The sequence below is a fragment of the Pseudoalteromonas sp. '520P1 No. 423' genome (assembly GCF_001269985.1).
In the GTDB taxonomy this organism is placed as follows: Bacteria; Pseudomonadota; Gammaproteobacteria; order Enterobacterales; family Alteromonadaceae; genus Pseudoalteromonas.
On sequence record NZ_BBZB01000001.1, the window covers coordinates 1,171,772 to 1,185,106 of the forward strand.

The 13,335-nt window shown below is 36.5% G+C and carries 14 protein-coding genes; 9 read left to right on the forward strand and 5 right to left on the reverse strand.

From position 1 onward, the window contains the following. Positions 1-2: 2 nt before the first annotated feature. From ribBA to PSA_RS05390, 6 genes are all read left to right on the forward strand, one after another. Positions 3-1,121 (forward strand): bifunctional 3,4-dihydroxy-2-butanone-4-phosphate synthase/GTP cyclohydrolase II, encoded by a 1,119-nt coding sequence (gene ribBA / locus PSA_RS05365; protein WP_042147442.1) that lies wholly within the window; start codon positions 3-5, stop codon positions 1,119-1,121. Between the two features lie 122 nt (positions 1,122-1,243). After that, the gene (gene ribE / locus PSA_RS05370) at positions 1,244-1,708 is read left to right on the forward strand and encodes a 6,7-dimethyl-8-ribityllumazine synthase (protein WP_042147445.1); all 465 of its coding nucleotides are present in this window, start codon (positions 1,244-1,246) and stop codon (positions 1,706-1,708) included. Between the two features lie 9 nt (positions 1,709-1,717). Then, positions 1,718-2,128: a transcription antitermination factor NusB gene (gene nusB / locus PSA_RS05375; RefSeq protein ID WP_042147448.1), complete on the forward strand. Its 411-nt coding sequence runs from the start codon at positions 1,718-1,720 to the stop codon at positions 2,126-2,128. A 56-nt stretch (positions 2,129-2,184) separates the two neighbouring features. Beyond that, positions 2,185-3,144: a thiamine-phosphate kinase gene (thiL, locus tag PSA_RS05380; RefSeq protein WP_042147451.1), complete on the forward strand. Its 960-nt coding sequence runs from the start codon at positions 2,185-2,187 to the stop codon at positions 3,142-3,144. A gap of 12 nt (positions 3,145-3,156) precedes the next feature. Continuing rightward, positions 3,157-3,639, forward strand: coding sequence for a phosphatidylglycerophosphatase A (locus PSA_RS05385; protein ID WP_042147454.1), 483 nt, complete (start codon positions 3,157-3,159; stop codon positions 3,637-3,639). Positions 3,640-3,727: 88 nt separating this feature from the next. Beyond that, positions 3,728-6,907 carry a ligand-binding sensor domain-containing diguanylate cyclase gene (locus PSA_RS05390; RefSeq protein ID WP_231665222.1) on the forward strand — a complete coding sequence of 1,060 codons (3,180 nt, stop codon included), beginning with the start codon at positions 3,728-3,730 and terminating at the stop codon, positions 6,905-6,907. A gap of 43 nt (positions 6,908-6,950) precedes the next feature. Here PSA_RS05390 and PSA_RS05395 read toward each other — a convergent pair whose 3' ends face one another. The 4 genes from PSA_RS05395 to PSA_RS05410 all read right to left on the reverse strand — a co-directional run bounded on the left by PSA_RS05395 (position 6,951) and on the right by PSA_RS05410 (position 9,671). Then, a complete protein-coding gene (locus PSA_RS05395) occupies positions 6,951-7,400 on the reverse strand; it encodes a DUF4426 domain-containing protein (RefSeq protein WP_042147457.1) in 450 nt (149 codons plus the stop codon). Between the two features lie 178 nt (positions 7,401-7,578). Next, entirely contained in the window at positions 7,579-8,112 is a 534-nt protein-coding gene (locus PSA_RS05400) for a YggT family protein (protein WP_042147460.1), read from the reverse strand. Between the two features lie 44 nt (positions 8,113-8,156). Next, positions 8,157-8,975: a pyrroline-5-carboxylate reductase gene (gene proC / locus PSA_RS05405; RefSeq protein ID WP_042147463.1), complete on the reverse strand. Its 819-nt coding sequence runs from the start codon at positions 8,973-8,975 to the stop codon at positions 8,157-8,159. Positions 8,976-8,984: 9 nt separating this feature from the next. Further along, a complete protein-coding gene (locus PSA_RS05410; RefSeq protein ID WP_042147466.1) occupies positions 8,985-9,671 on the reverse strand; it encodes a YggS family pyridoxal phosphate-dependent enzyme in 687 nt (228 codons plus the stop codon). Between the two features lie 39 nt (positions 9,672-9,710). Between PSA_RS05410 and PSA_RS05415 the strand changes: the two genes are divergently transcribed. The 3 genes from PSA_RS05415 to PSA_RS05425 all read left to right on the forward strand — a co-directional run bounded on the left by PSA_RS05415 (position 9,711) and on the right by PSA_RS05425 (position 12,888). Continuing rightward, entirely contained in the window at positions 9,711-10,763 is a 1,053-nt protein-coding gene (locus PSA_RS05415; protein WP_042147469.1) for a type IV pilus twitching motility protein PilT, read from the forward strand. Further along, complete coding sequence (locus PSA_RS05420) at positions 10,764-11,897, forward strand: PilT/PilU family type 4a pilus ATPase (protein WP_042147473.1); 1,134 nt, start codon at positions 10,764-10,766, stop codon at positions 11,895-11,897. Between the two features lie 124 nt (positions 11,898-12,021). After that, complete coding sequence (locus tag PSA_RS05425) at positions 12,022-12,888, forward strand: hypothetical protein (RefSeq protein WP_231665223.1); 867 nt, start codon at positions 12,022-12,024, stop codon at positions 12,886-12,888. On the opposite strand, the gene ruvX is transcribed toward PSA_RS05425, so the two are convergent. Next, positions 12,889-13,335, reverse strand: coding sequence for a Holliday junction resolvase RuvX (gene ruvX / locus PSA_RS05430; protein ID WP_042147476.1), 447 nt, complete (start codon positions 13,333-13,335; stop codon positions 12,889-12,891).

The window sequence follows — 13,335 nt, forward strand, 5'->3', positions numbered from 1 at the left end:
CAATGAATCTAAACAGTGCAGCAGAAATAATAGAAGATATTCGACTAGGAAAAATGGTTATCCTTATGGATGACGAAGATAGAGAAAATGAAGGTGATTTAATCATGGCATCAGAGCATATTAGTGCCGATGCAATCAACTTTATGGCAACTCATGGTCGAGGTTTAATTTGTTTAACATTAACACAAGACCGTTGTGAACAGCTTAAATTACCATTAATGGTAAGCCAAAATGGCGCAGCTTTCTCTACAAACTTTACAATGTCAATTGAAGCATCAAAAGGTGTAACAACAGGTATTTCTGCAGCAGATCGTGCTCGTACAGTACAAGCTGCCATTGCAAAAGGCGCAGTGCCAGAAGATATCGTACAACCTGGTCATATTTTTCCAATTATGGCGCAAGCTGGTGGCGTTTTAACACGTGCTGGGCACACTGAAGCTGGCTGTGATATTGCACGTTTAGCGGGCTGTGAGCCATCATCTGTTATTGTTGAGATACTTAATGCAGATGGCACTATGGCACGACGTCCAGATTTAGAGATCTTTGCTAAAGAACACGAACTTAAAATCGGTACTATCGCTGACTTAATTGAGTATCGTAACTTAAATGAAGCGACCATTGAGCGTGTTGCTAAATGTAAATTACCAACTGAATATGGTGACTTTGATCTGGTAACTTACCAAGATACGATCGACAACCAATTACATTATGTATTACTTAATGGTGAAGTAAAACAAGATGAATCAACTTTAGTACGTGTGCATTTACAAAGTACTTTTAATGATATTTTACAATCAGATCGTGTTGCTGATCGCAGCTGGACACTTAATTCTGCTATGAAATATATTGCAGAACAAGGCGGAGCTTTAGTGATCTTAGGTCGCCAAGAATCAACTGATGAGCTAACAAACATCGTAAAATCTTTTGAAGCACAAGACAAAGGTGAGTCAGGTCAGTTACAAAAATTCCAAGGTACATCACGTACTGTGGGTGTGGGTTCTCAAATCTTAGCAGATTTAGGCATTCATAAAATGCGCTTAATGAGCTTACCTAAAAAATATCATGCTATTTCAGGTTTTGGCTTAGAAGTAGTTGAATATGTTGAGCCTCCAAAAGCTTAATCTTTATTAGATAAAAATTTAAACGGCTAATTTAAATTCAGCCGTTTTTTTGTGTTACAATGCGGGCCAGATTATTTATAGCGCTATCGCGCTAGCTATAAACCCAATTTCAGAGGTTATAAATGAAAATTATTGAAGGCAATATGCAGTGCCCAGGCAAAAAATTTGCCATTGTTATTTCTCGTTTTAATGATTTTATCGGAAGTAGTTTATTGCAAGGTGCGGTAGACGTATTAAAACGCACTGGTAATGTAAGTGACGACGATATTACAGTTGTTTATGTACCAGGTGCTGTAGAGCTTCCATTAGCTGCACAACGTGTCGCAGCTAAAAAAGAATATGATGCAATAATTGCATTAGGTGTAGTGATCCGAGGTGGCACACCACATTTCGATTTAGTAGCTGGTGAGTCAAATAAAGGCTTAGCGCAAGTATCTCTAAACTATGATATTCCTGTTGCATTTGGTGTACTAACAACAGAAAGCATAGAGCAAGCGATTGAGCGTGCAGGTACTAAAATGGGCAACAAAGGTGGCGAAGCTGCTTTAGGTGCGCTAGAAATGGTTAATGTATTAGATAAAATTTAAGGATTCCTAGTGAAACCAGCTGCAAGACGTAAAGCACGCGTATTAGCGTTGCAAGCAATTTATTCTTGGCAATTAAGCGGTAACGCAATTGCTACGATTGAACAACATATGCTTTTAGAAAATGATGTTACTAAAATGGATGTTGAGTACTTCAAAGACTTAGCACGTGGTGTTTCTGTACATCATGCACAGTTAGATGAGCTTTTATTACCTCATTTAGCACGTCCTTTTGATGACTTAGATATGGTTGAAAAAGCGATTTTACGTTTATCTGGATATGAACTTAAATTCCGTGAAGATGTCCCATATAAAGTAGCAATCAATGAATCAATTGAACTAGCTAAGTTATTTGGTGCTGAAGACAGTCATAAATTTGTTAACGGTGTTTTAGATAAAGCTGTTAAAGATTTACGAGCTTAGTCCCTGAGAATAAATTTACTAATTAAGGGAGCCGGCCACAGCCGGCTTTTTTGTGTATGGACGAATTTGAATTAATCAGCCGTTTTTTTAAGAATAACGGTATTACCCGTAAAGATGTTGATTTAGGCATAGGTGATGATGGCGCAGTTGTAACTGTACCTGAAAACTGTCAATTAGTTGTAACAACTGATACGCTTATTTCAGGCGTGCATTTTTTTCCTGATATGGATCCGCGTGCTTTAGGGCATAGAGCATTAGCTGTAAATTTAAGTGATTTAGCGGCTATGGGAGCAGAACCCGCTTGGATCTCTTTAGCATTAACATTACCTGAAGCTGATATTCACTGGTTGGAAGAGTTTACTGCTGGTATGCATGAAATTGCTGAATACTTTAATGTTCAGATCATAGGTGGTGATACAACCAAAGGGCCTTTGACAATTTCTGTATGTGCTAAAGGCACTGTACCTAAAGGAAAGTCGCTAAAACGCTCAGGTGCTAAAAATGGCGATTGGATCTATGTATCTGGTCCATTAGGTGATTCAGGTGTTGCTATTGAAGCTCAAAAGGGTAAACACAACCTGTCACCAAGACAGTTAGAAGCCGTTAAAAAACGTTTTGAATACCCAAGTCCTAGAGTTGCTGCTGGCCAAGTATTACGTGGTTTGGCATCATCTGCTATTGATATTTCTGATGGTTTAATTGCGGATATTCAACACATTCTTGATTTATCAGGTGTCGGCGCAATTATTGATGTTGAAAAAGTACCTGTTTCAGATGTATTAAAAGAAGCTTTGACACAAGATGAATACTTACCCTATGCCTTAGCTTATGGTGATGATTATGAGTTATTGTTTACTGTTCCAGAAGATAACAAAGGTATGCTTGAAATTAATTTGCGCCAGTATGGTGTTGAGGCTGTTTGCATTGGGCAAATTAAAGGCAATGCAGGTGAAATTGAGTTACTTAAAAATGAAGAGCGCTTTGAGATTAACGAAAAAGGTTATCAACATTTTTAATAAGGGTGAGTTTTGAGTACAAAAAGCCAATTTAATTTAAAAAAACCACATCAATTTTTGGCGCTGGGGTTTGGTTTAGGATTAGCACCTAAGGCACCAGGTACATTTGGTACCTTTGCCGCATTACCATTTATATTTTTAACAGCGCAATATGGGATTGTTGTGCAGATACTCACAGCTCTCGTTATCAGTGTGGTTGGTATTTGGTTATGTGGTAAAACAGCTGATGATGTGGGTGTGCATGATCATGGTGCAATAGTTTGGGATGAAGTGGCTGGCTATTATATTACTATGATAGGCGCGGTTATTAGTTGGCAGACTTTGCTTGTTGGTTTTGTACTATTTCGCTTTTTTGATATCGCAAAACCAGGACCTATCAGGTGGCTTGATAAAAAAGTATCTGGTGGTTTTGGCATTATGATAGATGATGTACTTGCTGGTATTTTTTCATTAATTTGCTTGCAAGCTTTAATTAAAGCGGGTTATTTAGTATAAATAGCTTTAATTAGGATTAATAATCTTAAAAATCATAATCAAAAAACATGGTTAGGGTTTTTAAGATCACAATAAAAGAAGATGTTAAGTGATCAAACAATATGTGAGATCTAGCTTTTTTGTATTTATTTTTATACTGTTAAATGCAATAAGTTTAGGTGCCTTTGCTTCAATTAATGATTATGTTGTAAAGCAATGGAGTACGTTAGATGGCTTAGCATCTCAGTCTTTAAAAAGTGTTGTACAAGACAAACAAGGCTATATTTGGATCGGTACACAGTTTGGTCTTAGCCGCTTTGATGGACAGCAATTTACCAATTTCACAACTTCTAATTCAAAATTTTTACCAAGTAACTCTATTAAGAAACTGATGTTAGATCGTGATGGTTTATTATGGGTTGGCACAAAAAAAGGATTAGTTAAATTAGACCCTAAATCACTTAGCTTTACAAAATATAATGTCAAAGGTCCAGTTCGAGATATTTTAGAAGATAATGATAATCGCATTTGGATTGCTGCAAATGGCTTGTATTTATTTTCTCAAGATAAGTTTAAATCTTTAAATCAAATCATTAGTGGTATTTCTTCTAATCGAGATTGGGTAGACCCTCAAGGACGTTACCGTTCAGATAGAGAAAAGCAAAATGCAATTAGTCAGCTAATTGGCTCAGTAAATAAAATGGCATTATCACCAGAAGGAATTTGGCTGATAAATAATCGCTTTTTATTACGTTTAACTAATCTTTCTGATGATCCTGGTGCAGCACTTCGCCTTGAAATTACAGCAAAAGTATCTCTACCCGAACGCTTAGGGCAAGCAATTGTTTATGATTTGTCATGGATTGATGGCAACCTTTATTTAGCCTCAGAGCTGGGTGCTTATTTTCTTGATTTTTTAGGTGCAAATTTTTTAGATGTCGATGAAGAGTTAAGGCCATTTGCACTGCCTCACAGTAGTAATAAAGCTGTTTATAAATTCATGAGTGATGCTGATGGTGCCCTGTGGGTCTCATCATATGGGCGGCTATTTTATCGCGATGATTCAGGTGAATGGCAGTGGATTGAGCCTACACAATTGGGGCAAAATATTTGGTTTTCAGATATATTTCAAGATCGTGAAAAAAATATTTGGTTAACCAGTCTCAGTGAAGGTTTGTGGAAAGTACATGCTGGTAACATTAAGCGCCATAAAACAACAGCAGGTCTCACTGAAGCCATAATGGCGGTGACTTTATCTCCAGATGGTCATCTTTGGGCAGCAACACGAAGTGGTGTTGGTTATTTTGATGCAAATAACGAATATGTAAATGAAATCCCTCTTTCTGAACTAGAGCGTTCATCTATTAATGATATGTTCTTTCAAGGTTCAAGACTATATTTAGGAACCGATCGGGGTGTTGTTTATTATCAAGACGGAAAAGTAGAAACCTTACCGGGAAGAGCTTTGCGTTATAACCCTGTATTAGCTTTAGCGCCTTCATCTAGTGGCGGAATTTGGATAGGAACTGCACGCGGATTGTTTCGCCAAGCATATAGTGGTTTAAAACCTTTTGTTTATAATGCATTTTTGGATAGTAAGTTTATTACTTATGTCATGGATAAAGGCACCTATGGTTGGCTTGGAACAAGTAAAGGCGCTTATTATTTTACAGATAAAGGCATAGAGCGCACAGGTAGTTCAACAGCACTTGAAAATGCCTATGTTACGAGTATTTTAGAAGTGGCTGAAGTAGGTACTTTTATTGGTACTTTAAATGATGGTTTGTTTTATCGAGATCTAAAAAAGCAGTGGCGCCAGTTTGATATTTCAAACGGTTTACCTTATGGCCCAATTTTTAGTTTGCACTTTGATGGAAATTTACAACAACTTTGGGTTAGTACACTTAAAGGTGTATATCGCTTACCTGTTATCCAATTCCCTAAAGCTCTAGATAGCTTAAAAGCAGAGCAAGTGATCACCTCTCTAGATCGTCAATTAGATGGTAAACCAAGCCAATGTTGTGCTGGTTATGGTCATGATGCGGTTGCAGATCAAAAAGGTTCGTTATGGTACCCAAGTTTGAAAGGTTTGGTAGAAGTACCTAAAAATATAGTGCTATTTGGTTCAGAAGCATTAACACCACATATTGAAAGCATCATTACCGACAAAAGATCCATTGGTTTTATTAATGATGATAAAACAGTATTAGATACCGATGAACGTAATGTGACGATTAAGTACACGGCAATAGATTATTCAGCACCAAAAAGCATAGAGTTTAGATATAAATTATTAGGATTAGATAATGATTGGCGTTATGCCAAAATGCGCCGGGAAGCGATTTACACTAACTTATCACCGGGTACTTTTGTTTTTGAGCTATCAGTTAAACGTGTCAGTGAGTCTTGGGATGATGCGATAGATACTGAGGTTGTATTTGTAGTCCCAAAAACGTTTGATGAAACCGTTTATTTTCGTTTAATGATTATTTCAATTTTCTTTCTGGTATTTTATCTATTGTTTTGGATATATCGTGCCCAAGAGCGTAGAAAACAAATTGAATTAGAAAAGCAGGTAGAAACCCGAACTCAAGAATTAAAGTCTGCCAATGATAAATTAAATAATGCTAACTCTCAGCTAAAAGAAGTGAGCCATAATGATGAGTTAACAGGTTTAAGAAGTCGTCGATTCTTATTTGATCAATTGCCTAAAGATATTGAGCATTTCCAGCGAAATAGAGCAAGCATAGAAGAGCAGGGTAAGGCGATGGCGCTGCTTATTATTAATTTAGATGACTTTAGTCGGGTAAATGATACTTACGGTCCTATGGCCGGTGATAGCTGCTTACAGCAAGTTGCAGCTTTGCTTAATAGTAAAACGCAAGGCTCGGATTATATTGTACGCTGGAGTGGTGATGAGTTCTTATTATTACTAAGAGATATGAGGCGTGATGCAATAACACGTTATGTAAAACGTTTAGGGCAAACCATTGCACAAGACAACTTTAAGTTACCAAATGGTAAAGCTATTCATTTGACTAGCTCTATGGGTTGGGCTTTTTATCCATTACCATTATTAGGTGGGCAAATCATTGGCTGGGAAACGTCTATTAATATAGCTGATTTGGCTTTGCATCGCGTAAAAGATAATGGCCGAAATGGTTATGCGACTTTTTCTTTTGATGAGCAGTTAGATGCTTTTGAGTTTGAAAATAGCGAAAACATAGAAGTACAATTAAATAATTTGTTAGAAACAGGATTGTCAGAATTAAAAATATGGCAATTCTAAATTAAATATGCCCGTTTCACGAAGTGAAACGGGCATATTTTTATTAGTCCACATAAAACTTTTGCTGAAACTTCAATTTTTTAAAGTTTTTACCTTGGCTTATTTCTAATTCAAAGCGATAAGTTTCTTCATTGCGGTATTTGATTGGTGCGATGTAATACACTGAGTCGCCTTCAACAATTTCTTGAAATTCCATCTCTATACGATGACCTATTAAGTTTCTTGCCACACCGATTATTTTCACCTTTTGTGCGGGTGTATCTTTAGTGCGATTATCTAATACAGAAATATTAACTACACCAGCATAACCACTGCGTTCAATACCGTAATGTTTTGCTATTTTAGGTTGTAAAAAAGTAGATGGAAAAGCGATGTAATGCACATCCCAATTGCCTAAGGTTTTAAATTGGCCACCTTGATCACTGGCTTGCGTAAAAGCGGAAAATAAAAAGAAAGTTACAAATAGCAAAATGACATGATTGAACTTTATCATTGGGTGTCTCCATCGACATTGGCTTTATGAGTGAGTTGCCATAGTGGCTTTGTTCTGATTATAGTATCAGGAATGATTTTTATCTTGTTATTTTTTATAGATTAAATAACTTTTGGTGGGAAAATAGAGCAAAGAGGCGCTATTTTTAGCGCCTCTTTAAAAATGATTTATATTGGGTTTATTTAAATAAATCCATAAACAAAATTTGAATAAACTGAATACCGATAATTAATACTAATACAGATAAATCTAAGCCACCAATAGGAGGAATGATTTTTCGAATTGGTCTAAGCATAGGTTCTGTTAGTTGATGGAATACAGCCTCCATAGGATTATTTCCTTGGCTTACCCAGCTTAAAATTGCACGGATAATCAACACCCAAAATACTAATTTTACCGCTTCTTTAACAAGTGTAATACCAGATCCGATTAATGCACTGATAGGCTCCCATGTGCCATAAATCATTAACATTACAACACTTACTTTAGCAAAAGCGATTAAAAAGCCTAATACCAAAGAAGCAACATCTATCCCTGCAAAGCCAGGAATGACTTTACGTAATGGATTCACTAAAGGTGAAGTTGCCTTTACGATAAATTGGCTTAAAGGGTTATAAAAATCAGCTTTTGCAAGTTGTAGCCAAAAACGAAGTAAAACCACCATTAAAAACAAATCAAAGGCGATTTCAATTAAAAATTTAAATGCATTCATTGGTTACCTGTTTTATTTTCTGTGCTCTTTAACTACAGAGCTTGTTAAAGTTCTTGTTCCATTTCTTGTGCGCGCGCAATACACTTATCCATTGCATCTGAAACACTTTGTACTAAACCACTTTGTTCAAACTGAGCAATCGCAGCAGCAGTAGTGCCATTTTTAGATGTCACGTTAGCACGTAAAGTAGAGATTGAAATATCTTGAGACGCTACCATTTGCGCAGCACCTAAAGCTGTTTGCTGCACTAGCTGTTTTGCTTGTTCATCACTAAACCCTAACGCTTTTGCTTTTTGTTCTATGGCTTCCATAAACAAAAAGAAATAAGCCGGTGATGAACCCGTTACGGCTGTAATATTATTAATATCAGCTTCTTTTTCAAGCCAAGTAACGATACCCGTATTTTCAAATACGCTTTGTGTAAAAGCGCGTTCTTCATCAGTTGCATTTTGAGTATAAAGTCCAGATACACCTTTACCTAATAAACAAGGCGTATTAGGCATACAACGTATCATAGTCACTTTTTGAGCTAACATTTGTTGTAATCTTTCAATTGTTAAACCTGCAGCGACAGAAATAAATAATTTTTTACTGATATCTATGCCAGAATCAACAAAGGTTTTACATAAATCAGCCATCATTTGTGGTTTTACACTCAGTACAATCACATCTGCTTTTGCTAATGCAGCTAAGTTATCAGTATCAGTTGATATTGCTAATTCTTTGGCTACTTTTGCTAATTTTTCACTGTTGCGATTAGTTGCGATAATACGGCTTTTATCAAAACCATTTTTAATCATGCCACTGATAATTGCGTAACTCATATTGCCTGTGCCAATAAAGGCGATGGTTCTGTCTGTCATTTATAAACCTTAACTTCTTGCACCAAAAATGTCTGTACCAATTCTTACCATAGTTGAGCCTGCAGCGATGGCTGCTTCTAAATCTGCACTCATGCCCATAGATAGTGTATCAATCTCTTTATATTGGGTCTGTAACGCATCAAAGCAAGTTTTTAACTGACTAAAAGCCTGGATTTGTTGCTCTAATGATTCTTTTTTCTCAGGGATTGCCATTAATCCTCTGAGCTTTATATTATCTAAGGCATGGATACTGAGTGCCAGTTGGTTTACTTCTGCTAATGTACAGCCGGATTTCGATGCCTCGTCACTGATGTTGACCTGTATTAATACATTAAGAGGCGGTAATTCGGTGGCTCTTTGATCACTTAAGCGTTTTACTATTTTTAATCTGTCGATACTTTGCACCCAAGAAAAATTATTTGCAATTAATTTGGTTTTATTTGATTGTATCGGACCTATAAAATGCCATTGAATACCATCAAGATGCGCGAGCTTTTCAATTTTTTCAACAGACTCTTGAACATAAGATTCACCAAATTTTCTGTGGCCAGCCTCATATGCATCTAAAATAAGATCTATTGGCTTAGTTTTACTCACTGCTAGCAAAGTAATACTTTGTTCTGGGCGGTTAAACTTTTTTACTGCTTCTTTGATTCTACCATAGGCGGAATCCAGTCGTTCTGCTATTGTAATCATATACTTATATCTAAATTTATTAGTTCTCGGAGTTTACCCATGGATATTACCGAATTATTGGCCTTTAGTGTGCAACATAATTCTTCAGATTTACATTTATCGTCAGATGTATCTCCTATGATACGCGTTGACGGTGATGTTAGGCGTGTCAATATTCCAGCTTTAGAAGCCAAAGATGTCAATGGGTTAGTTTATGACATTATGAGCGATAAACAACGCAAAGAATACGAAGAAAACTTAGAATGTGACTTTTCTTTTGAAGTACCAAATTTAGCGCGTTTTCGTGTAAATGCATTTAACACAAATAGAGGTCCTGCAGCTGTATTTCGTACTATCCCAAGTGAAATATTATCTTTAGAAGATTTAGGCGCACCAGAAATATTTAAAGAAATATCAGATAACCCAAGGGGTTTGGTATTAGTAACAGGACCTACAGGTTCAGGTAAATCAACAACATTAGCAGGTATGGTTGATTATATTAATGCGACACGACACGATCATATTTTAACAATTGAAGATCCAATCGAATTTGTTCATAAAAATAAACTAAGCTTGATCAATCAAAGGGAAGTTCATAGAGATACCAAAAGCTTTAATGCAGCGCTTAGATCTGCATTACGTGAAGATCCAGATGTAATTCTAGTTGGTGAGCTACGTGATTTAGAAACAATTCGTTTAGCGATGACTGCAGCTGAAACTGGTCATTTAGTGTTTGGTACCTTACATACAACCTCTGCACCAAAAACCATTGACCGTATTATTGATGTTTTTCCGGCAGCAGAGAAATCTATGGTACGTTCTATGTTATCTGAATCATTACGTGCCGTTATTTCACAAACACTGCTAAAGAAAACTGGTGGTGGTCGAGTTGCAGCACATGAAATCATGATAGGTATTCCAGCTATTCGAAACCTTATTCGTGAGGATAAAATTGCTCAAATGTACTCTTCAATACAAACAGGTGCTGGTTTTGGTATGCAAACCATGGATCAATGTTTAACAAACTTACTAAATAGAGGTTTAGTGAGCCAATCTGCAGCGGCTGCAAAAGCACATGATAAATCTCAATTTAGCTCCTCAGGGGGAATGTAAATGGAACCGGGTAATTTAAACTATTATTTAGCAAAAATGTGTGAAGCAGATGCATCAGATGTCTTTGTATCTAGTCTGTTGCCGGTCAGTGCAAAAATAAATGGCGAACTAACACCTTTAGATGACCATGAACTAACTGAAGATGAATCTTTATCTTTGGTCGAATCGGCTATGAGTGAAAAGCAAAAAGCTGAATTTCATTCTACAAAAGAATGTAATTTTGCAATAGCTACTGATGAAGGGCGTTTTAGGATCTCGGCATTTTGGCAAAGAGATAAGGCGGGAATGGTTATTCGTCGAATCGTCACTACGATCCCTGATGTTGCTGATCTTGGTTTACCATCGGTATTAACTGACTTGATCATGGCAAAAAAAGGCTTAATGTTATTTGTTGGTGGTACGGGTACTGGTAAATCTACATCATTAGCGGCTTTGTTAGGTTATAGAAACCGTAATCACAAAGGCCATATTCTGACAATTGAAGATCCGATTGAATTTGTGCATGAACATGAAAAAAGTATCGTGACGCAAAGGGAAGTGGGTTTAGACACAGAGAGCTTTGATGCGGCATTAAAAAGCTCATTACGCCAGGCACCAGATGTAATACTAATAGGTGAAATACGCTCTCAAGAGACGATGGAATATGCATTAAGCTTTGCTGAAACAGGCCATTTATGTGTTGCTACACTACATGCAAATAATGCGAACCAAGCAATTGACCGTATTATGCATTTAGTGCCAAAAGAGAAGCATGATAAATTAAAATATGATTTAGCACTTAATTTACGAGGCATTGTTGCACAGCAATTAATTCCAACATCCGACGGTAAAGGTCGTGTCGCAGCGATTGAAGTATTGTTAAACTCACCTATGATTGCTGAGTTAGTGAAAAAAGGTGATATTGGCGGTATTAAAGAAACTATGTCTAAGTCTCGTGAAATGGGTATGCAGACTTTTGATCAGGCATTGTTTGATCATTACCAAAATCAAAGGATCAATTATGCTGATGCATTGCATCATGCTGATTCACCAAATGATTTAAGACTTATGATCAAACTTAGAAATAACGATCAGCAGGGGGCAGGCTTCTTACAAGGTGTTACTGTTGATGGTTTAGGTGATGATAACCCTTAGGTTTTAATTTAAGTTGCTGATTTTTTTATTTAAAATATTTTAAGCTCATTTTTAAATGAGCTTTTCTTTTATGCATATTTGGGTTTATACTTTTTAAACAGATATTTATTTAATGGTGAGGTTTGTGATTTATAAAGCGATTTTAGTTTTGCTCATTTATATATTCAGTAGCCTAAATACATGTCTGGCTGTTGATGAAAAAAAAATTAAAATGTTTTTACGTGACGATGTATATGAGGATTACACCAGTTTTTTAGCCGGTCGAGATCCTTTAGAAATCACCTCTTTCAGTGGTCATAAAATTAGGCGTGATGTGGTTGATATGATAATCGCACAACAAGCGCTTAAATTAGGTGGCTTTCATAAACCCTTTAAATATAAAGTGGGTAAAATTAACTTTAGAAATACCAAGTTATTAGAGCAAGGAGCATTGTTACTTAGCTTTGATACATACTGGTTAGCAGATGCACTGCAACTGAATGAAAAGGTATATATTTCAGATCCGGTAATTAACAGAGGTGAATATCTTGCTGGTGTATATTCAAATCCGAGCAATGAAAAGGTATTTTCAATAAAGTCTTTATCTGACTTTAAAGGTTTAACATCAGTTTCTACGCCTAGGTGGCGTACGGATTGGCAAACCTTAATGGATTTACCTCTAAAAGAAGTCTTTCAAGAGCATGAATGGTTAGGGCAAACACGTATGGTTAACTTAAAGTGGGCTGACTTTATGCTAATGCCATTTATGCCCGCAAGAGATAATATATATAAACTCGAAAGCATAGAGTTAAAAGCCGTACCGGACATTGCAATTATGCTTGATGATAGTCGCCACTTTGTTATTAGTAAAAAGCATCCTGATGGTTTTTTAGCTTATCAAGCAATGCAAATTGGACTTGATAAGCTAAGAGTAAAAGGCTTGATTATGCAAGCTTATAGAGAGGCGGGTTTTATTCCTAAAAAGGGCAGTGTGAAAATTTTAAACCAGTAACTAACCCCATTGATTTTCAAAAAAACTTTCTAAGATTATTCTAGCTGACATACTATCTACATTGCCTTTCTTTAGGTTTTTATAACCGCCGTGTTCAAAAAGTTGCGACTTTGCATCTGTAGTGGTTAATCGTTCATCCTGTGTTTCAACAGGTAAACCATGTTTATTATGTAAGCGGTTAGCAAATTTTTTGGCTTGAAAGGTTACTTGTTGATTGCTGCCGTCCATATTTAAAGGTAAACCTACTACAATTAAGTCAGGTAACCATTCATCAACAATCACTTTTATCTCATCCCAATTAGGGATGCCATCTTGTGCTTTAATTGCGCATAATGGTGATGCAGAACCGGTAACTTCTTGGCCCACAGCAATACCGATACTTTTAGTACCAAAATCGAATCCTAATACAGTACGTTGACCTTTTTCTTTTAGCTGGCGCTTTGCCAT

Coding starts and splice junctions, on each gene's coding strand:
- PSA_RS05420 (WP_042147473.1), top strand. CDS start 10,764: ATGGAACCGGGTAATTTAAACTATTATTTAGCAAAAATGTGTGAAGCA.
- ribBA (WP_042147442.1), top strand. CDS start 3: ATGAATCTAAACAGTGCAGCAGAAATAATAGAAGATATTCGACTAGGA.
- PSA_RS05400 (WP_042147460.1), bottom strand. CDS start 8,112: ATGAATGCATTTAAATTTTTAATTGAAATCGCCTTTGATTTGTTTTTA.
- ribE (WP_042147445.1), top strand. CDS start 1,244: ATGAAAATTATTGAAGGCAATATGCAGTGCCCAGGCAAAAAATTTGCC.
- ruvX (WP_042147476.1), bottom strand. CDS start 13,335: ATGGCAAAGCGCCAGCTAAAAGAAAAAGGTCAACGTACTGTATTAGGA.
- PSA_RS05415 (WP_042147469.1), top strand. CDS start 9,711: ATGGATATTACCGAATTATTGGCCTTTAGTGTGCAACATAATTCTTCA.
- proC (WP_042147463.1), bottom strand. CDS start 8,975: ATGACAGACAGAACCATCGCCTTTATTGGCACAGGCAATATGAGTTAC.
- thiL (WP_042147451.1), top strand. CDS start 2,185: ATGGACGAATTTGAATTAATCAGCCGTTTTTTTAAGAATAACGGTATT.
- PSA_RS05395 (WP_042147457.1), bottom strand. CDS start 7,400: ATGATAAAGTTCAATCATGTCATTTTGCTATTTGTAACTTTCTTTTTA.
- PSA_RS05410 (WP_042147466.1), bottom strand. CDS start 9,671: ATGATTACAATAGCAGAACGACTGGATTCCGCCTATGGTAGAATCAAA.